The 18,624-nt window shown below is 70.1% G+C and carries 16 protein-coding genes; 4 read left to right on the top strand and 12 right to left on the bottom strand.

Going from position 1 to position 18,624, the window contains the following annotated elements; translation table 11 throughout:
* Positions 1–39: 39 nt before the first annotated feature.
* The 4 genes from C8250_RS25215 to C8250_RS25200 form a co-directional block, all read right to left on the bottom strand.
* Positions 40–939 carry an ABC transporter permease gene (locus C8250_RS25215; protein WP_187144978.1) on the bottom strand — a complete coding sequence of 300 codons (900 nt, stop codon included), beginning with the start codon at positions 937–939 and terminating at the stop codon, positions 40–42.
* Complete coding sequence (locus C8250_RS25210; RefSeq protein WP_138357544.1) at positions 926–1,987, bottom strand: ABC transporter ATP-binding protein; 1,062 nt, start codon at positions 1,985–1,987, stop codon at positions 926–928. Before C8250_RS25210 ends, C8250_RS25215 begins: the two co-directional genes overlap by 14 nt.
* Positions 1,988–2,053: 66 nt before the next feature.
* Positions 2,054–3,343, bottom strand: a complete 1,290-nt coding sequence (locus C8250_RS25205; protein WP_138357545.1) for a DUF2092 domain-containing protein — start codon at positions 3,341–3,343, stop codon at positions 2,054–2,056.
* Positions 3,344–3,650: 307 nt separating this feature from the next.
* Positions 3,651–4,730 carry a CHRD domain-containing protein gene (locus C8250_RS25200; RefSeq protein WP_138357546.1) on the bottom strand — a complete coding sequence of 360 codons (1,080 nt, stop codon included), beginning with the start codon at positions 4,728–4,730 and terminating at the stop codon, positions 3,651–3,653.
* A gap of 288 nt (positions 4,731–5,018) precedes the next feature.
* Here C8250_RS25200 and C8250_RS25195 point away from each other — a divergent pair, with 288 nt between their 5' ends.
* The 3 genes from C8250_RS25195 to C8250_RS25185 all read left to right on the top strand — a co-directional run bounded on the left by C8250_RS25195 (position 5,019) and on the right by C8250_RS25185 (position 6,964).
* Positions 5,019–5,615, top strand: coding sequence for a hypothetical protein (locus C8250_RS25195; RefSeq protein ID WP_138357547.1), 597 nt, complete (start codon positions 5,019–5,021; stop codon positions 5,613–5,615).
* Between the two features lie 75 nt (positions 5,616–5,690).
* Complete coding sequence (locus C8250_RS25190; RefSeq protein WP_274599403.1) at positions 5,691–6,209, top strand: sigma-70 family RNA polymerase sigma factor; 519 nt, start codon at positions 5,691–5,693, stop codon at positions 6,207–6,209.
* Positions 6,206–6,964, top strand: coding sequence for a zf-HC2 domain-containing protein (locus C8250_RS25185; protein ID WP_138357548.1), 759 nt, complete (start codon positions 6,206–6,208; stop codon positions 6,962–6,964). Before C8250_RS25190 ends, C8250_RS25185 begins: the two co-directional genes overlap by 4 nt.
* A 93-nt stretch (positions 6,965–7,057) precedes the next feature.
* Here the strand turns inward: C8250_RS25185 and C8250_RS25180 are convergent, their stop codons facing one another.
* Positions 7,058–8,077, bottom strand: coding sequence for a polyprenyl synthetase family protein (locus tag C8250_RS25180; protein WP_138357549.1), 1,020 nt, complete (start codon positions 8,075–8,077; stop codon positions 7,058–7,060).
* A gap of 307 nt (positions 8,078–8,384) precedes the next feature.
* On the opposite strand from C8250_RS25180, the gene C8250_RS25175 reads away from it, so the two are divergent.
* Positions 8,385–10,385, top strand: coding sequence for a CocE/NonD family hydrolase (locus C8250_RS25175; protein WP_138357550.1), 2,001 nt, complete (start codon positions 8,385–8,387; stop codon positions 10,383–10,385).
* 60 nt (positions 10,386–10,445) lie between these two features.
* Here C8250_RS25175 and nuoN read toward each other — a convergent pair whose 3' ends face one another.
* The 7 genes from nuoN to nuoH are packed head-to-tail and all read right to left on the bottom strand — an operon-like array spanning position 10,446 to position 18,612.
* Positions 10,446–12,092: an NADH-quinone oxidoreductase subunit NuoN gene (gene nuoN / locus C8250_RS25170; RefSeq protein ID WP_138357551.1), complete on the bottom strand. Its 1,647-nt coding sequence runs from the start codon at positions 12,090–12,092 to the stop codon at positions 10,446–10,448.
* Positions 12,089–13,684 carry an NADH-quinone oxidoreductase subunit M gene (locus tag C8250_RS25165; protein ID WP_138357552.1) on the bottom strand — a complete coding sequence of 532 codons (1,596 nt, stop codon included), beginning with the start codon at positions 13,682–13,684 and terminating at the stop codon, positions 12,089–12,091. The genes nuoN and C8250_RS25165 overlap by 4 nt, the downstream gene beginning before the upstream one ends.
* A 6-nt stretch (positions 13,685–13,690) precedes the next feature.
* Positions 13,691–15,586, bottom strand: coding sequence for an NADH-quinone oxidoreductase subunit L (nuoL, locus tag C8250_RS25160; RefSeq protein ID WP_138357553.1), 1,896 nt, complete (start codon positions 15,584–15,586; stop codon positions 13,691–13,693).
* Between the two features lie 12 nt (positions 15,587–15,598).
* Positions 15,599–15,898 carry an NADH-quinone oxidoreductase subunit NuoK gene (gene nuoK / locus C8250_RS25155; protein ID WP_138357554.1) on the bottom strand — a complete coding sequence of 100 codons (300 nt, stop codon included), beginning with the start codon at positions 15,896–15,898 and terminating at the stop codon, positions 15,599–15,601.
* Positions 15,895–16,731 carry an NADH-quinone oxidoreductase subunit J gene (locus C8250_RS25150; protein WP_138357555.1) on the bottom strand — a complete coding sequence of 279 codons (837 nt, stop codon included), beginning with the start codon at positions 16,729–16,731 and terminating at the stop codon, positions 15,895–15,897. The genes nuoK and C8250_RS25150 overlap by 4 nt, the downstream gene beginning before the upstream one ends.
* Positions 16,728–17,291 (bottom strand): NADH-quinone oxidoreductase subunit NuoI, encoded by a 564-nt coding sequence (gene nuoI, locus C8250_RS25145; RefSeq protein WP_164296565.1) that lies wholly within the window; start codon positions 17,289–17,291, stop codon positions 16,728–16,730. The genes C8250_RS25150 and nuoI overlap by 4 nt, the downstream gene beginning before the upstream one ends.
* Entirely contained in the window at positions 17,284–18,612 is a 1,329-nt protein-coding gene (gene nuoH, locus C8250_RS25140; RefSeq protein WP_138357576.1) for an NADH-quinone oxidoreductase subunit NuoH, read from the bottom strand. The genes nuoI and nuoH overlap by 8 nt, the downstream gene beginning before the upstream one ends.
* Positions 18,613–18,624 lie beyond the last annotated feature (12 nt).

The following is an 18,624-nucleotide window of genomic DNA, read 5'->3' as shown; positions in this document are numbered from 1 at the left end:
CGGATGCCGCACGGGGCGGCCCGCTTCACGCGCCGAGGTTCACGCGCTGATGTCCCGCGAGGTGAACCGCGCCCACGCGGCGGAGCCGAACACCGCCGCGTACAGCGCCTGCAGACCGAGATTCTTGACGATGTCGTCCCAGTAGACCGGGGCCCGCAGGACATCCGCGAAGCTCAGCCAGTAGTGCGGGAAGAGATACGGCTGGACGACGTGCAGCTGCGGGATCGTGTCCACGATCTGCACGGTGATCACCAGGCCCACCGTCGCCGCCATCGCGCCGATACCGCTGTTGGTGAGGGTCGAGATGAACAGCCCGATCGCGGCGACGCCCACCAGCGAGGCCGCGACCAGCGCCGCGATCATCAGGGCGCGCACCAGGCCGTCGGAGAACGAGATGGTCGTGCCCGACAGCAGCGTCACGTCCCCCAGCGGGAAGAGCGCCGCGCCGACCGCCAGTGCCGCGCCCGCCACGACCAGCGTCGCCACCGCGCAGAAGGCGGCCACGGCGGTGAACTTGGCGAGCAGCAGCCGGGTCCGGCCGGCGGGGGCCACCAGCAGATAGCGCAGCGTGCCGGAGTTCGCCTCGCCGGCGACGGAGTCACCGGCGATCACGCCGACCGCCATCGGGAGGAAGACCGGGAGGGTCGCGGCGAGCGAGGCGAAGCTCAGGAACAGGCCGTTGTTGCTGACCTGCGAGATGAACGCAGGACCGGCGCCGTCTCCCCCGCCGCCGCCTCTGCCGGCCGAACCGCCGTTGCGGGTCTCGATCTTCACCGCGATACCGACCAGCAGCGGCACGCCGGCGAGCACCGCCAGCAGCGCCACGGTCCGCCAGCGGCGGAAGACGATCGTCAGCTCGCTGCGGAACAGCCCCAGCGACCAGAGGGCGCTGCTCAGCGGGCGGACGACGGGGACCGTTCCGGCCTCAGCCCGCGACATCGAAGCCCTCCCCGGTCAGTGCCACGAACGCGTCCTCCAGCGAGGCCCGTTCGACTCCGAAGCCGCGGACCCGCACCCCGGCGGCCACCAGGGCCGCGTTGAGGTCCGCGAGGTCCAGCGGTCCGGCCGGTGCCGCCGCTTCGGACGGCGCTGACGGATCGGACGGATCGGACGGATCGGGGGCGTCCGGCGGGTCGGGCGGCAGCTCGCCGGTGACCTTGTCGTCCAGGACGATCAGATCTGTCACGCCGTGCTCCTTGAGAATCCGTACCGCGTCCGCCGGATCGGGGGTCGTCACGGCGAGCCGGCCGCGCGTGCCGGCCGCCAGTTCCGCGACGGTCCCCTGGGTGATGAGCCGGCCGCGTGCCATGACGGCGACGTGCGAGCACACCTGCTCGATCTCGTCGAGCAGATGCGAGGAGAGGAACACGGTCGTGCCGTCTGCCGCCAACTCCCTGATCAGGGACCGGATCTCGCGCATTCCCTGCGGGTCGAGGCCGTTCGTCGGCTCGTCCAGCACCAGCAGCTCGCGCGGTTGCAGCAGCGCGGACGCGAGGCCGAGCCGCTGCTTCATGCCGAGCGAGTACGCCCGCGCCTTCTTGCCCGCGGCGGCCGCCAGGCCGACCCGGTCGAGCGCGTCCCCGACCCGCGCGGTGCGCGTGCGGGGGTCCGCCGTGGGATCGGCGGAGTCGTACCGCACCAGGTTGTCGCGGCCGGACAGAAAGCCGTAGAGCGCCGGTCCCTCGATCAGCGCGCCGACCTTCGGGAGCACCGTGCGCCCGGCGCGCGGCATCGGGCGGCCCAGCACCGCGGCCGTCCCGGCCGTCGGCTCGATCAGGCCCATCAGCATCCGGATGGTGGTCGTCTTGCCCGAGCCGTTGGGCCCGAGAAAGCCGAAGACGCTGCCGCGCGGCACCGTGAGGTCCAGGCCGTCCACGGCGAGCGTCCCCCGGTACTGCTTCGTCAGACCACGGGTCTCGATCACGGCCTCGGCATCGGCCGCGGTCCCGGGCCTCCCGGTACCGGTCCCGGCGGACGGCTCTTCCATCGCACTTCCTCTGCAGGAGGACAAGAGCCCGCCCGGCCGGTGACACGGCCGGGCGGACGAAGGGGCTTACTTGGCAGCCGCGTTGGCGGCCTTGAGCAGAGCGTCCTGGTTGACAGCACCGACGTACACGGTGCCGTTGTCGGTGATCAGGGCGTTGACGAGCCGGGTGGAGAAGACCGTGCCGGAACCGAACCTTCCGGTGACGTGCTTGCCGAAGCTGTCGATCAGCCCCTGCACGTTCTTGTCGTTCCGGCCGCGCCCGGACTGCGATCCGGAGTCGGACCCGGGCAGGGCGCCCTTGGGCGCCTTGATCTCGGCGACCGCATTCCAGTCCGCGCCCAGGACGTTCAGGCCTTCGAGGGCGGACGCGCCGTCCTTGCCCGCCCGCTTGTCGTTCAGCGCGGCCCCGTCGGCCTTGTCCTCCGTCACCTTGGCGCCCTTGGGCGGGGTGAACTGGAAGGTGCCGGCCTCGGGCTTGCCGAAGTCCACCTTGGTGAAGCCGATGTCGATCGCGGCCTTGCCACCGGTCTTCGGCGTCAGCGTGAACTTCAGCGGCACCCCGGTCGACGCGTCCACCGCGACACGGATCGTGCCGACCGTGGAGTCGCCGCCCTTGGGCTGGACGAGAAGCTGGTAGGCGTTGCGCCCGGCGACCTTCGCCGTGCCGTCGACGGAGACGGACGTGTGGGGGCCCGCCGCCTTGAGCGCCTGCTGGGCCGCGGCCTGCGGGGTGCTCGGGAAGTCGTCGGGCAGCTGCTTGGCGTGATCGGTGCCGGCCTTGCCCGCGGACTTCGGCAGCGTCGAGTGGTACGCCTGGTTGGACGAACTGTCGTACGCCCAGACCTGGTCACCGTTGTGGATGACGCTGTACTCGGCGGCCTTCTCGATGATCGAGACGCGCTGCTTGTCCGGTCCGTCGGCCGCGATGTGCAGCGTGTGGCTGCCGGCCAGCAGCTGGGTGAGCTGCGCCTTGGGGTCGGCGGCGGAACCGCTGCCCTTGCGGCCCTTGCCGCTGTCGTCCCCGCCCGCACCGCCGAAGGGGCTGCCGCCGCCGGTGGCGCCGCCGAGGAAGGACGGCAGTCCGAGGTCTGTGGTGATCTTGACCGAGCCCGAGACCGTCTGGGTGTCGGACGCGGCTATCTTCGTCAGCAACTGCTCTGCCGTGATCTTCGGCAGATCGGGGTTACCGGAGTCGGCGAGAGCCGGGACGAGGCTGATGGTCGCCGCCGCCACCCCCGCCACCGCGACAGGGACCGCGTACCGCATCGCCTTGCGGCGACCTGGACCTCTGCCCTCTCCCCCGGTGCCTCCGGTGTCTCCCGCTTCCGGGACCTGCGTCGGTTGGATCCGTGCCATTGCGTTCCTACCTCCGTCGTCAGCGGCGGCCACGATGCCGTGCACTCGTCCACCTCTCGGGTCCATTGTCACCCGATCCGCCCCTGAGGTGGTGATACCAATCCCACCAAACCGGAAGCCCCAGCACATCAGCCGCCGGGAGCAACCCTGTGTACGCCCCCGGGATGACGAACCCCGAGGGCGTACACGGGTCGGTGGAACGCCCGGAGGTACCGGAGAGCCCGGCGGGGGCCCCGTTCGGAGGCATTCGCACCCGTTCAGCCGGGTTCGGCCGGCCCTCCGGCGCCCAGGAGCTCAGGGGCAACCCTCACTTGCCGATGAAGAGGTAGTCGGCGCGGTAGTCCACCCCGACCCTGGGGGTCTTGTACGGGTCGCAGCTGCCGGCCGGGGCCACGCCGCCGGCCGTGTTGAGCCGCAGGATCTCCTGGGTGCCGGCGAGCACGCCGTCCCGCTTGCCCGACTGGGTGGCCCGCAGGTCCAGCTCGGGGATGTTGCCCTGGCCGTTCGGCGTCCTGGTCAGGACCGCGCCGGTGACCGCGCTGCCGTCGGGGGCGATCCACTGCGGCGGACCGGCCGCGGGCCGCACGAAGGAGTGTTCGATACCGGCGCCGAGGTGCGCCTTCACGTTGTCCTGGGTGAACGCGTACCCGCCACCCGGCTGCTTGGTGCACGCGTAGATCTGCTGGCCCTTGACCACGGAAGCCTGCAGGTCGGAGAGCGCCTTGGAGAAGTCGATCGACGAGCTGAGCGCGTGCAGCTGGCCGCGGACCGCACCTCCCGGGAACTCGGCGGTGTGCAGATTGGCGTAGAAGCCGCCCGGGTTCGTCCGCAGGTCGGAGAGGAGCTTCGCGTCGTCGACGGTGACCGAGCCGGTCACCGAGTAGACGCTGCCGGGCAGCTTCTCGGCGAAGAACGGGATCTTCACACCGCCGTTGCTACCGGCGGCGCCCTGATGGATGTGCGCGGCGGTGGGCGGGGCGATGCCCTTCCACTTCATGGCGAACGAGACCTGGTTGCCCTGGATCTTCAGGAACTCCACGGCCTTGCCGTCCTTGTCGCCGACCGCGGGGCCGTTCGCCACCGGCACCTCGTTGGCACCGGTCAGACTCGCCACGAAGTAGACGGCCTTGCCGCGGTCGGCACCGCCGCTGCTCCCGCCGCTGCCGCTCTGCGTGCTGATGCTGTCGTCGCCCCATCCGGCCGACCCGGGCATCGCCATCGACGCCATGGAGCTCATGTCGTGGCCCGCGTTCCCGTTCCCGGCCGCGTTGCCGTCCGCGGAGGCGGGCAGCACGGCCAGCGAGACGCCGCCCGCGACCGCGGCGGCGGTGACGGCGAGCGCGATCGCGGTGCGACGGTTCCCGATGCGGTTCCTGATGCCGTTCATGAAAAGTCCTCCCCTGTGGCCGGTGCCCCACGCCCCGGCGTCTCAGGGGTTCATACGCGCCCTCCGGCGGCCGTCGCTCAACGCGGAAGTGCGGTGAGAATCACGGCTCCGGCGTTGAGTCGGACGGGAGCCGTTTGCGTATACCGCACAATCGCCGGGCCAGGATGGGTTGTTGAGCGAATCTCCCAAAACTTTTTTCGCGGATCGTTGAGTGGGCGGGCGCGGCCGCTGCGTATGGATGGAGGCGAACGTCGCAGCATCCACGCACTGCCACCAGGGGGAACCGCCATGTCCAAGTCCATTCGCACCAGCCGTATCCGTCTCTTCGCCGCTTCCGGAATCGCGGTTCTCGCGCTCGCCGTCACCGCCTGCGGCCCGACGGACTCCGACGCGTCGGGTGCGCAGGACCAGCCCTCGACGCCGCCGGCCACCTCGCAGCCGGGCTCGCAGCAGCCCGCGGGCAAGCCCGCAGCGCAGCAGCCCGCGCCCACCGGCGCCCTGATCGCCGCGAAGACCCCGTCCTTCGCCGCGATGGTCACCGACGACCAGGGCCGCACGCTCTACCGCTTCGACAAGGACACCGCGCACCCGTCGGCGTCGAACTGCTCGGGCGACTGCGCCGTGAAGTGGCCGCCGGCCCTCGCCAAGGACAGCGTGACCGTGACCGGCATCGACAAGAGCCTGGTCTCCACCGTCACCCGCGCCGACGGCAGCAAGCAGCTCACCCTCGGCGGCTGGCCGCTCTACCGCTTCGCCAAGGACACCAAGGCCGGCGACACCCTCGGTCAGGGGGTCGGCGGGACGTGGTTCGTGAGCAGCCCGCAGGGCAAGAAGGCGGCGAGCAGCGCCGGCATGAGCACCGGCGGCGACACCTCCGGATACTGATCCGGATACTCATCCGCTGTTGATCAATCCCCAGACGGTCTCGACCTGGAGGATCGGGTGCGGAAGGATTCGCCCGTGGCCACGGAACCGAGCGAAGAGCTGATGCGGACGCTCTACAAGGAGCACGCAGGACCCCTGCTCGCCTATGTACTGCGGCTGGTCGCGGGGGACCGGCACCGGGCCGAGGACGTCGTGCAGGAAACGCTGTTGCGCGCCTGGCGCAACAGCGACCAGTTGGAGCGCGCCACCGGATCCGTCCGTCCCTGGCTGGTGACGGTGGCGCGCCGGCTGGTCATCGACGGCCATCGCAGCCGGCAGGCCCGCCCCCAGGAGGTCGATCCCGGCCCCCTGGAGCTGCTGCCTGCCCAGGACGAGATGGACAAGGTGCTCCGGTTCATGACCATCTCCGACGCGATGGCCGATCTGACGGCCGCCCACCGGCAGGTGCTCGCCGAGACCTATCTGCGGGGGCGCACCGTCGAGGACGCCGCCGCGGTGCTCGGCATACCCGCCGGAACAGTGCGGTCGAGGATCTTCTACGCGCTGCGCTCGCTCAAACTGGCGCTCGAGGAACGAGGAGTGACGACATCATGACGTCGCCGCAGGAGCAGCACGCGGACGTGGGGGCGTACGCCCTCGGGCTCCTCGACGACGCGGACGCCACCCGGTTCGAGACACATCTGGCCGGCTGCGAGCTCTGCATGGCGGAACTCGACTCGCTCGCGGGCCTCGAACCCCTGCTCGCCGAGTACGCGGCGGCGACCCCCGGCCCCGGCGCGTTCCTTCCCGTTCCCGGCAGTACCGACGACGCCCTGCTGGGCCGGCTGCTCGACGAGGTCGCCGAGGTCCGCGCCAGGACGCGGCGCCGCCGGATGTTCCTGGTCGCGGCCGCCGCCGTCCTGATCATCGGCGGCCCGCTGATCGCCGTCCAGGCCACCTCCGGCGACAGGACCTCGGCGGTCGCCGAACATGCCCACGGCGGGCCCGCCGAGGACGCCTTCAACCTGATACCGGCCTCCGCCAAGGTCTCCGGCACCGACCCCGCCACCAAGGTCAGCGCCACGATCGGCGTCGAGAAGAAGGCCTGGGGCAGCCACGTCGTCCTCCAACTCGGCAACGTGAAGGGCCCGCTGCGCTGCAGCCTCGTCGCCGTCGGCAAGAACGGCGACCAGCAGACCGTCACCACCTGGGCGGTCGGCCCCTGGGGATACGGCATCCCCGACAGCCCGCACGAAACCGCGCGCACCCCGCTCTACATGCACGGCGGCGCGGCCATGCAGCCGAACGAGGTCGACCACTACGAGGTGCGGACCCTGGACGGCAGAACGCTGGTGGACGTCAAGGCGTGAGATCCCCTCGCGGGGCCGGTGCGAGAACGGCCGTCGAGCGCCTCAGGCGTTCGACGGCCGTTCGGGTGTCCGCGGCTGAAGCGAGGGCGGGGGTCAGCCCGCGCGGTACACCACCGCGTCGCACAGGCCCTCCAGGGCCTGCTTCGCGGCACAGTCCGGGAGCGGGGCGAGGGTGGCGCGGGCTTCGTCGGCGTACCGGACGGTGTCGCGGCGGGCCTGCTCCAGCGCCGGGTGGGCGCGCAGCAGGCGCAGTGCCTCGGCGTGCCGGTGGTCGTCGGTGAGGTCGCCCGCGAGGAGGTCGACGAGGTGGCGGTCGGCCGGGGAGGCCGAGCCGTTGGCCGCGGCGACCCGGGTGCGCAGATGCAGCACCGGGAGGGTGGGGATGCCTTCGCGCAGGTCGGTGCCGGGGGTCTTGCCCGACTCGTGGCTGTCGCTGGCGATGTCGAGGACGTCGTCGGCGAGCTGGAAGGCGGTGCCGATGCGCTCGCCGTACTGGGTGAGGATGTCGACGACCGACTCGTCCGCGCCGGACATCATGGCCCCGAAGCGGCAGGAGACGGCGATGAGCGAGCCGGTCTTCCCGCCGATCACGTCGAGGTAGTGGTCGATCGGGTCGCGGTCGTCGGCCGGTCCCGCGGTCTCCAGGATCTGGCCGGTCACCAGCCGCTCGAAGGCCTCGGCCTGGACGCGGACGGCCTCGGGGCCGAGGTCGGCCAGTATGTGCGAGGCGCGGGCGAACAGGAAGTCCCCGGTGAGAACGGCCACCGAGTTGTCCCAGCGGGCGTTGGCACTGGGGACGCCGCGGCGTACGTCCGCCTCGTCCATGACGTCGTCGTGGTAGAGCGTCGCGAGGTGGGTGAGCTCCACGACCACCGCGGCCGGCACGATGCCCGGCGCGTTCGGGTCGCCGAACTGGGCGCCCAGCATGACCAGCAGCGGCCGGAACCGCTTGCCCCCCGCACGGGCCAGATGGCGCGCGGCGCCGGTGATGAAGGGGACGTCGCTCTTGGTGGCCTCCAGGAGGCCCTCCTCCACGGCAAACAGCCCGGCCCGGACGTCGGCTTCGAGAGCCTCGTCCCGCACGCTCAACCCGAACGGCCCGACGACGTTCACGAGGGGTACTCCATTCGCTGAGATGGCGTCTGAGGGGTGGCACTGCTTACACGGGCAGCGTAGCCGGTCCCCTCTCGATCTTTGCCGGGGCATCGCCCCTATATGGCCGGGACAGGTCATACACATCAGGCCGTTCGGGATCTTGCCTCATATGATCCGTATTGATGCCATTTATTCCGACCGATCGGGAGGCCTATCTCGCCCTGGCTGCGCCGCACGAGGCACCCCGTCCCACGGAAACCGCCCGCTGACCCGCACACCGACCCCGTCCACCGATCCGCCGCCGACGTCGAAGGGAGCCCCGCCGATGCGCATCCGTACCGATTTCCCCTACACGACCTTCGTCGAGGACGTCCGGATCCCGCTGCCCGACGGCACCCGGCTGTACGCGCGCATCTGGCGGCCGTACGCCGACGAACCGGTGCCCGCGCTGCTGGAGTACCTCCCGTACCGGCTGTACGACTGGACGGCGCCGCGCGATTCGCAGCGGCACCCCTGGTACGCGGGTCACGGCTACGCCTCCGTGCGGGTGGATGTACGGGGCCACGGCAACTCCGAGGGGCTGCCGGGCGACGAGTACGACGCCGCGGAGCTCGCGGACGGCGTCGCGGTCGTCGAATGGCTGGCCGCGCAGTCCTGGTGCACCGGCCGGGTCGGAATGTTCGGCATCTCCTGGGGCGGCTTCAACAGCCTGCAGATCGCCGCGCTCGCGCCACCGGCCCTCCAGGCCGTCGTCACCGTCTGCTCCACCGACGACCGCTACGACAACGATGTGCACTACATGGGCGGCTCGGTCCTCGCCGTCGACATGCACGCCTGGGCCGCGACGATGCTCGCCTTCGTCTGCCGGCCGCCCGATCCCACGGCGGTCGGCGACAGCTGGCGGCAGATGTGGCTCGAACGGCTCGAAGCCGTCGATCCGTTCATCCATACGTGGCTCGGCCACCAGAGCCGTGACGCGTACTGGCAGCACGGCAGCGTGTGCGAGGACTACTCCGCCGTCAAGGCGGCCGTCCTCACCGTCGGCGGCTGGCACGACCCGTACCGGGACACCGTGCTGCGCCTTGTCGAACATCTGGACGCACCCGTCCGCGGGTTGATCGGCCCCTGGTCCCACCAGTACCCCGACCGGGGGCGGCCGCCCGGGCCCGCCATCGGCTTCCTCCAGGAGACACTGCGCTGGTGGGACCACTGGCTGAAGGACAAGGCCACGGGGGTGATGGACGATCCCCTGCTGCGCGCCTGGATCAGCGAGTCGCACCCGCCGGCCACGGTCTACGACGAACTGCCGGGCCGCTGGGTCGGCGAGGACAGCTGGCCGTCGCCCGCCGTCACCTACACCCCGTACGCGCTGCCCGGCGGCCCGGTGCGGGTCGACTCCCCGCAGCACACCGGGATCGACGCCGGCCGCTTCTTCCCGTTCGGCAACGACGCCGACCTGCCGCCGGAGCAGCGCGAGGAGGACGGCCGCTCGGTCTGCTTCGACTCCGCGCCGCTCACCGACCGTGTCGAGGTCCTCGGCCGCCCCCGGGTCCGGCTGCGGCTGCGCTGCGACGCGCCGCGCGGCCAGGTCATCGCCCGGGTCTGCGACGTGGCCCCGGACGGCTCCTCCACGCTCGTCACCCGTGGCGCCCTCAACCTGCTGGCGCGGCACGGCCGGGACCGGGCGGTGGAGTGGACCCCGGGCCACACCGAGGACATCGCGTTCGAGCTCAACGGCATCGGCCACGCGTTCCCGCACGGCCACCGCATCCGGCTCGCCCTGTCCTCCGCCTACTGGCCGTGGATCTGGCCGCACCCGCAGCCCGAGCACGCCTCCGGCTTCACCATCGAGGCTGCCGACAGCGCCCTCGACCTGCCGGTCCGCGCCCCGTCGCCGTCCGCGATCCCGCTGTACTTCGAGGAACCGGAACAGGCTCCACCGCTCCCCGTGATCTTCCCCGGCGCACCCGAGCCGCGCCCCGAACGGCTCGTCACCCGCGATGTCGCGACCGGTGCCTGGCAGCTGGACGTCGACCCGCGCCACGGCGGTACCCGGATCTACCCCGACGGCCTCGAATTCACCGAGGACGCCCTGGAGACCTACCGCATCGAGTCCGGTGACCCGCTCTCCGCCGCCACCCGCTCCCTGTGGCACGTCCGGCTGCGCCGCCCGGACCTCGGCTGGGACGTCAGCGTCGACACCAGATCCGAGATCCAGGCGGACGCGACGCACTTCGTCACCTTCAACGAGGTCACCTGCCACTCCGGCGACGAGACCGTCTTCCACCGCACCTGGAACCGCCGCATCCCGCGCACGGCGGGCTGAAACGAGGAACGGCCGCCGAACGCCTGAAGCGTTCGACGGCCGTTCCCGTGGTGTCGTTGTTCAGCGGACGAAGACGCCCGCCTTGTCGGCGAGGTCCAGGAAGTACTGCGGCATGACGCCCAGCGCGAGCGTCACCGCCACGCCGATGCCGATGGCCGTGGAGGTCCAGGCGCTCGGGACGGCGACGGTGGGGCCGTCGGGCTTCGGTTCGCTGAAGAACATCAGCACGATCACGCGGATGTAGAAGAACGCGGCGATGGCCGAGGAGAGCACACCCACGATGACCAGCGGCATCGCGCCGCCCTGGGCCGCCGCCTTGAAGACCGCGAACTTTCCGGCGAAGCCGGAGGTCAGCGGGATGCCCGCGAAGGCCAGCAGGAACACCGCGAAGACCGCCGCGACCAGCGGCGAGCGGCGGCCGAGGCCGGCCCAGTGGGACAGGTGGGTGGCTTCGCCGCCCGCGTCGCGGACCAGGGTGACGACGGCGAAGGCGCCGAGCGTCACGAAGGAGTACGCCGCGAGGTAGAAGAGCACCGACGAGACGCCGTCCGGCGTGGTGGCGATGACACCCGCGAGGATGAACCCGGCGTGCGCGATCGACGAGTACGCCAGCAGTCGCTTCACATCGGTCTGGGTGACGGCGACGATCGCGCCGACCAGCATCGTCAGGATCGCGACGCCCCACATCACCGGCCGCCAGTCCCAGCGCATGCCCGGCAGGACCACGTACAGCAGCCGCAGCAGCGCGCCGAAGGCGGCGACCTTGGTGGCGGCGGCCATGAAGCCGGTCACCGGGGTCGGGGCGCCCTGATAGACGTCCGGGGTCCACATGTGGAACGGCACGGCGCCGACCTTGAACAGCAGCCCCATCGCGACCATCGCGGTGCCGATGAGCAGCAGCGCGTCGTTGCCGGTGGTGGCGGCGAGCGCCGGGGTCATCTTGGCGGTGCCGTCGACGACGGCGGCGATGCCGGAGTACGAGACGGTGCCCGCGTAGCCGTAGAGCAGCGCGATGCCGAACAGCAGGAAGGCCGACGAGAAGGCTCCCAGCAGGAAGTACTTCATCGCGGCTTCCTGCGACATGAAGCGCCGGCGGCGGGCCAGCGCGCAGAGCAGGTACAGCGGCAGCGAGAAGACCTCGAGCGCGACGAAGAGCGTCAGCAGGTCGGACGCGGCCGGGAAGATCAGCATGCCGCCGACCGCGAAGAGCAGCAGCGGGAAGACCTCGGTGGTGGTGAACCCGGCCTTGACCGCGGCCTTCTCGGCGTCGCCGCCGGGAACGGCGGAGCCCTGGGCGGCGAAGGAGTCGACCTTGCGACCGTGCGCCTTCGGGTCGAGCCGGCGTTCCGCGAAGGTGAACACCGCGACCAGCCCGACCAGCAGGATCGTGCCCTGCAGGAAGAGCGCGGGGCCGTCGACGGCGACGGCTCCCATGGCCGCGACATGCGCCTTGGTGGTGCCGTAGCCCCTGGCCGCCAGCGCCACCACGGCGGCGAAGGCGGCGGCGAGGCCGATGACGCTGACCGCGATCTGTCCCAGGTAGCGGGACTTACGGGGCAGGAACGCCTCGACGAGGATCCCGACGACGGCTGCCCCGAAGACGATCAGGACCGGCGACAGCTGGGTGTACTCGATCTTCGGGGCGGGGATCTTGTCTGCGGCGGGGGCCGCCATTGTCCACAGGCTGTGGACGGCTGTTCCGCTCACTTGGTCGCCTCCAGCGCGGGCTTGGGGTCGGTCTTGTGCACGTCGGAGAGCGTCTGGCCGACCGCCGGATTGACGATGTCCGTGAGCGGCTTCGGGTACACGCCGAGGAAGAGCAGCAGCGCGATCAGCGGAGCCACCACGGCGATCTCACGGACCTTGAGGTCCTTCATCCCCTCGACGCCCGCCTTCACCGGCCCGGTCATCGTCCGCTGGTACAGGACGAGGACGTAGAGCGCGGCGAGCACGATGCCGACGGTCGCGATGATGCCGAGCGCCGGGTAGCGGCTGAACGTGCCGACGAGCACCAGGAACTCGGAGACGAACGGGGCGAGCCCCGGCAGCGACAGCGTCGCCAGTCCGCCGATCAGGAAGGTGCCCGCGAGCACCGGCGCCACCTTCTGCACACCGCCGAAGTCGGCGATGAGCCGCGAGCCGCGCCGGCTGATCAGGAAGCCGGCCACCAGCAGCAGCGCGGCGGTCGAGATCCCGTGGTTGACCATGTAGAGCGCGGCGCCGCTCTGTCCCTGGGTGGTCATCGCGAAGATGCCCATGATGATGAAGCCGAAGTGCGAGATGGACGCGTAGGCGATCAGCCGCTTGATGTCGCGCTGGCCGACGGCCAGCAGGGCACCGTAGATGATGCTGATCACCGCGAGCACCAGGATCACCGGCGTCGCCCACTTGCTGGCCTCCGGGAAGAGCTGGAGGCAGTAGCGCAGCATCGCGAAGGTGCCGACCTTGTCGACGACCGCGGTGATGAGCACCGCGACCGGCGCGGTCGACTCCCCCATCGCGTTCGGCAGCCAGGTGTGCAGCGGCCACAGCGGCGCCTTCACCGCGAAGGCGAAGAAGAAGCCGAGGAAGAGCCACCGCTCGGTGGAGGAGGCCAGGTCGAACTTGCCGGCCGCGCGCGCCTGGAGGATCTCCTGGAGCGAGAACGTGCCGTGCCCGAGCTGGTCGGCACTGGCCGCGTACAGCCCGATGACGGCGGCCAGCATGACGAGGCCGCCGACCAGGTTGTAGAGCAGGAACTTCACGGCGGCGTACGAGCGCTGCTTGGCCGCCTCGTCGTCGCCGTGCTCGTGCGCCTGGTCCCCGAAGCCGCCGATGAGGAAGTACATCGGGATGAGCATGGCTTCGAAGAAGATGTAGAAGAGGAAGACGTCGGTGGCCTCGAACGAGACCACCACCATCGCCTCGACGGCCAGGATCAGGGCGAAGAAGCCCTGGGTGGGCCGCCAGCGGCGGTTGGGGTTCTTGTCTTCGAGGGGGTCGGCGTCGTGCCAGCCCGCCGCGATGATGAACGGGATCAGGAGCGCGGTCAGCGCGACCAGCGAAACGCCGATGCCGTCCACGCCGAGTTCGTAGCGGACCCCGAAGTCCTTGATCCACGCGTGGGACTCGGTGAGCTGGTAGCGCTCACCGCCCGGTTCGAACCGGACGAGGACGATCACGGCCAGTACGAACGTCGCGACCGAGAAGCCCAGCGCCGACCACTTGGCGACGGTGCGCTTCGCGGCCGGTACGGCGGCGGTGGCGATCGCGCCGACCGCCGGAAGGGCGGCCGTGACGGTAAGGAGGGGAAAGGACATGAGTTATCAGACCGCCCTCATCAGGAGAGTCGCGGCGATCAGGACCGCCGTGCCACCCAGCATCGACACCGCGTACGAGCGGACGTAGCCGTTCTGCAGCTTGCGCATGCGGCCGGAGAGGCCGCCGACCCCGGCGGCGGTGCCGTTGACCGCACCGTCCACCAGGGAGTGGTCCAGGTAGACCAGGCTGCGGGTGAGGTGTTCGCCGCCCCGGACCAGCACGACGTGGTTGAAGTCGTCCTGGAGCAGATCGCGCCGGGCGGCGCGGGTCAGCAGCGAGCCGCGCGGAGCGACGGCCGGTACGGCCCTGCGCCCGTACATCAGCCAGGCCAGCGCGACCCCGATGACCAGCACGACCATCGTGCCGGCCGTCACCGTCGTGGCGCTGAGGGGCGAGTGCCCCTCCTCGTGTCCGGTGACCGGCTCCAGCCACTTCAGGAAGGAGCTGTTCAGACTGAACAGCCCGCCCGCGAAGACCGAGCCGAAGGCCAGCACGATCATCGGGATGGTCATCGACTTGGGCGACTCGTGCGGGTGCGGCTCGTGGCCTTCCGCGTCGGCCTCCCAGCGCTTCTCGCCGAAGAACGTCATCAGCATCACGCGCGTCATGTAGAACGCGGTGATCGCGGCACCCAGCAGGGCCGCGCCGCCGAGGATCCAGCCCTCGGTGCCGCCCTTGGCGAAGGCCGCCTCGATGATCTTGTCCTTGGAGAAGAAGCCGGACAGACCCGGGAAGCCGATGATCGCCAGATAGCCGAGGCCGAACGTGATGAACGTGACCGGCATGTACGTGCGCAGGCCCCCGTACTTCCGCATGTCGACCTCGTCGTTCATGCCGTGCATGACCGATCCGGCGCCGAGGAAGAGCCCGGCCTTGAAGAAGCCGTGGGTGACCAAGTGCATGATCGCGAAGACATAGCCGATCGGGCCGAGCCCGGCCGCCATGATCATGTAGCCGATCTGCGACATCGTCGAGCCCGCCAGGGCCTTCTTGATGTCGTCCTTCGCGCAACCGACGATCGCACCGAACAGCAGCGTGACCGCGCCGACCGTGACCACCGCTACCTGCGCGTCCGGGGCACCGTTGAAGATCGCGCCGGACCGGGTGATGAGATACACGCCCGCCGTCACCATCGTCGCCGCGTGGATCAGGGCCGAGACCGGGGTCGGGCCCTCCATCGCGTCGCCGAGCCAGGACTGCAGCGGCACCTGGGCGGACTTGCCGCACGCGGCGAGCAGCAGCATCAGGCCGATGGCCGTCAGCTTGCCCTCGCTCGCGTCGCCCGCGTGCGCCAGCACCGGCTGGAAGCTGAACGTCCCGAAGGTCGTGAACATCAGCATGATCGCGATGGACAGACCGACGTCACCGACACGGTTGACGAGGAACGCCTTCTTCGCCGCCGTGGCCGCGCTCGGCTTGTTCTGCCAGAAGCCGATCAGCAGGTACGAGGCGAGGCCGACGCCCTCCCAGCCGACGTACAGCAGGAAGTAGTTGTCCGCGATGACCAGCAGCAGCATCGCCGCCACGAACAGGTTGAGATAGCCGAAGAAGCGGCGGCGCCGCTCGTCGTGCTCCATGTACCCGATCGAGTAGATGTGGATCAACGTGCCCACACCGCTGATCAGCAGCACGAAGGTCATCGACAACTGGTCGAGCTGGAAGCCGATGTCGGCCTGGAAGCCGCCGACCGGCACCCAGCTGAACAGGTGCGAGTACATCGCGCGGTCTTCGCCGCTCTTGCCGAGCATGTCGAAGAAGAGCACGGCGCCGATACCGAAGGACACCGCCGCGAGGATCGTGCCGAGCCAGTGGCCGATACGGTCCAGCCGGCGGCCGCCGGTCAGCAGGATCGCCGCGCCGAGCAGCGGTACCGCGACGAGCAATCCGATGAGGTTCTCCACTGTCGCTACCCCTTACAGCTTCATCAGATTGGCGTCGTCGACCGAGGCCGAGTGCCGGGAGCGGAACATCGTCACGATGATCGCGAGCCCGACCACGACCTCGGCGGCGGCGACCACCATCGTGAAGAAGGCGATGATCTGGCCGTCGAGGTTGCCGTGCATCCGGGAGAAGGTGACGAACGCCAGGTTGCAGGCGTTCAGCATCAGCTCGACGCACATGAAGACGATGATCGCGTTGCGCCGGATCAGCACCCCGGCGGCGCCGATGGTGAACAGCAGCGCGGCCAGGTACAGGTAGTTGACCGGATTCACTTGCTCGCCTCCTCTGGCGCTGTGACCTCGGGCGCGGACCGTTCCAGCCAGCTCTCCGAGCGCTGTTCCAGCTCGGCGAGATCGGCCAGGGCCTCGTTCGACACATCACGGATCTGGCCGCGGTCCCGCAGCGTGGCGCTGACCGACAGGTCCGAGGTGGTGCCGTCCGGCAGCAGGCCGGGGACGTCCACCGCGTTGTGCCGGGCGTAGACGCCGGGTGCGGGCAGCGGCGGCACCTGGGTGCCCGCGCGGACCCGCGCGATCGACAGCTCGCGCTGCGTGCTGCGCTCCTCGGTCCGCTCGCGGTGCGTCAGCACCATCGCGCCGACGACCGCCGTGATCAGCAGCGCGCCGGTGATCTCGAAGGCCCAGACGTACTTGGTGAAGATGAGCCGCGCCAGGCCCTCGACGTTGCCGCCCGCGTTCGCCTGGCCGAGGCCGGCGAAGGTGTCGAGCGAGGCGTTGCCGATGCCCGCGATCAGCAGGATCCCGAAGCCGAGACCGCATCCCGCGGCCAGCCAGCGCTGGCCCTTCAGCGTCTCCTTCAGCGAGTCGGCGGCGGTGATGCCGACCAGCATGACGACGAAGAGGAAGAGCATCATGATCGCGCCGGTGTAGACGACGATCTGGACGACCCCGAGGAAGTACGCGCCCTGCGCCAGGTAGAAGACAGCCAGGATGATCATGGTCCCGGCCAGACAGAGCGCGCTGTGCACCGTCTTCTTGCTCAGTACGGTGCCCAGCGCACCCAGCACGGCGACGACGGCGAGCACCCAGAACTGGAACGCCTCACCCGTCGAGGTGGTGGAAGCGGCGGCGGCGAACGTGCTCACGCCTCCACCTCCTTCTCCGCAGGAGTGCGCTCCTGGGTGACGGTGCCGGGCGCGGCCTCACTGACCAGTCCCCGGTAGTAGTCCTGCTCGTCGGTGCCGGGGAAGATCGAGTGCGGTGCCTCGACCATGCCCTCCTCCAGGCCGGCGAGCAGCTGCTCCTTGGTGAAGATCAGCGACTCACGGCTGCTGTCGGCGAGTTCGTACTCGTTGGTCATCGTCAGCGCCCGGGTGGGGCACGCCTCGATGCACAGCCCGCACAGGATGCAGCGGGCGTAGTTGATCTGGTAGACGCGGCCGTAGCGCTCACCCGGGGAGTAGCGCTCCTCCTCGGTGTTGTCCGCGCCCTCCACGTAGATCGCGTCGGCCGGGCAGGCCCAGGCGCACAGTTCGCAGCCGACGCACTTCTCCAGCCCGTCCGGGTGCCGGTTGAGCTGGTGCCGGCCGTGGAAGCGCGGCGCGGTCGGCTTCTTCTCCTCGGGGTACTGCTCGGTCAGCCGCTTCTTGAACATGGCCTTGAAGGTCACGCCGAAGCCCGCGACCGGGCCCAGGAACTCAGGCATCGTCGGCCTCCTTGTCATTGTCCGGGGTGTCCGGGGCACCGACGAGCTGCGGCTCGCCAAGGCTGCGGCTGCGACGGCGCGGCACCGGTGGCAGCGTCTGCCCCGGCAACGGCGGTACGGGGAAGCCGCCCGCCATCGGATCGAACGGTTCCGGCGGTGCCGCGGCGGCTTCCGCCTCGTCCTTCTTCCGCCCGCGGTCGCGGAACACATCGACCACGAGGGAGATCAGCAGCAGGCCGACGACGGCCCCGCCGACGTACAGCACGATGTCGCGCAGGCCGTAGTTCTCGTTCCGCATCGCCCGGACGGTCGCGACCAGCATCAGCCAGACCATCGAGACCGGGATGAGGACCTTCCAGCCCAGCTTCATGAACTGGTCGTAACGCACCCGCGGCAGCGTGCCGCGCAGCCAGATGAAGAAGAACAGCAGCAGCTGGACCTTGACCGTGAACCAGAGCATCGGCCACCAGCCGTGGTTCGCGCCCTCCCAGAAGGTGCTGATCGGCCACGGGGCCCGCCAGCCGCCCAGGAAGAGGGTGGTCGCCACCGCCGAGACCGTCACCATGTTCACGTACTCGGCGAGCATGAAGAGCGCGAACTTGATCGACGAGTACTCGGTGTTGAAGCCGCCGACCAGGTCGCCCTCCGACTCCGGCATGTCGAACGGTGCGCGGTTGGTCTCACCGACCATCGCCACGATGTAGATCAGCAGCGAGACCGGCAGCAGCACCGCGAACCAGCGGTCGTGCTGCGCCTCGACGATCGCCGAGGTGGACATCGACCCGGAGTAGAGGAAGACCGCCGCGAAGGACAGCCCCATCGCGATCTCGTAGGAGATCATCTGGGCCGAGGCGCGCAATCCGCCGAGCAGCGGGTACGTCGAGCCGGAGGACCAGCCCGCGAGCACGATGCCGTAGATGCCGACGGACGCGGTGGCCAGGATGTACAGGACGCCGATCGGGAGATCGGTGAGCTGCAGCGCGGTGCGGGTGCCGAAGATCGACACCTCGTTGTCGGCCGGGCCGAAGGGGATCACCGCGAAGGACATGAAGGCGGGGATCGCCGCGACGATCGGCGCGAGGATGTACACCACCTTGTCCGCGCGCTTGACGATGATGTCTTCCTTCAGCATCAGCTTGATGCCGTCGGCGAGCGACTGGAGCATGCCCCACGGGCCGTGCCGGTTGGGGCCGATGCGCAGCTGCATCCACGCCACGACCTTGCGCTCCCAGACGATCGAGAACAGCACGGTCAGCATGGCGAAGGCGAAGCAGAAGACCGCCTTGAGGAGGATCAGCCACCACGGATCGGTGCCGAACATCGACAGATCTTC

Origin of the sequence: Streptomyces sp. So13.3, assembly GCF_005860785.2 — a bacterium.
Lineage (GTDB): Bacteria > Actinomycetota > Actinomycetes > Streptomycetales > Streptomycetaceae > Actinacidiphila > Actinacidiphila fildesensis.
Note: the sequence above shows the minus strand (reverse complement) of the source record. Positions and strands in the feature narration are given on the sequence as shown.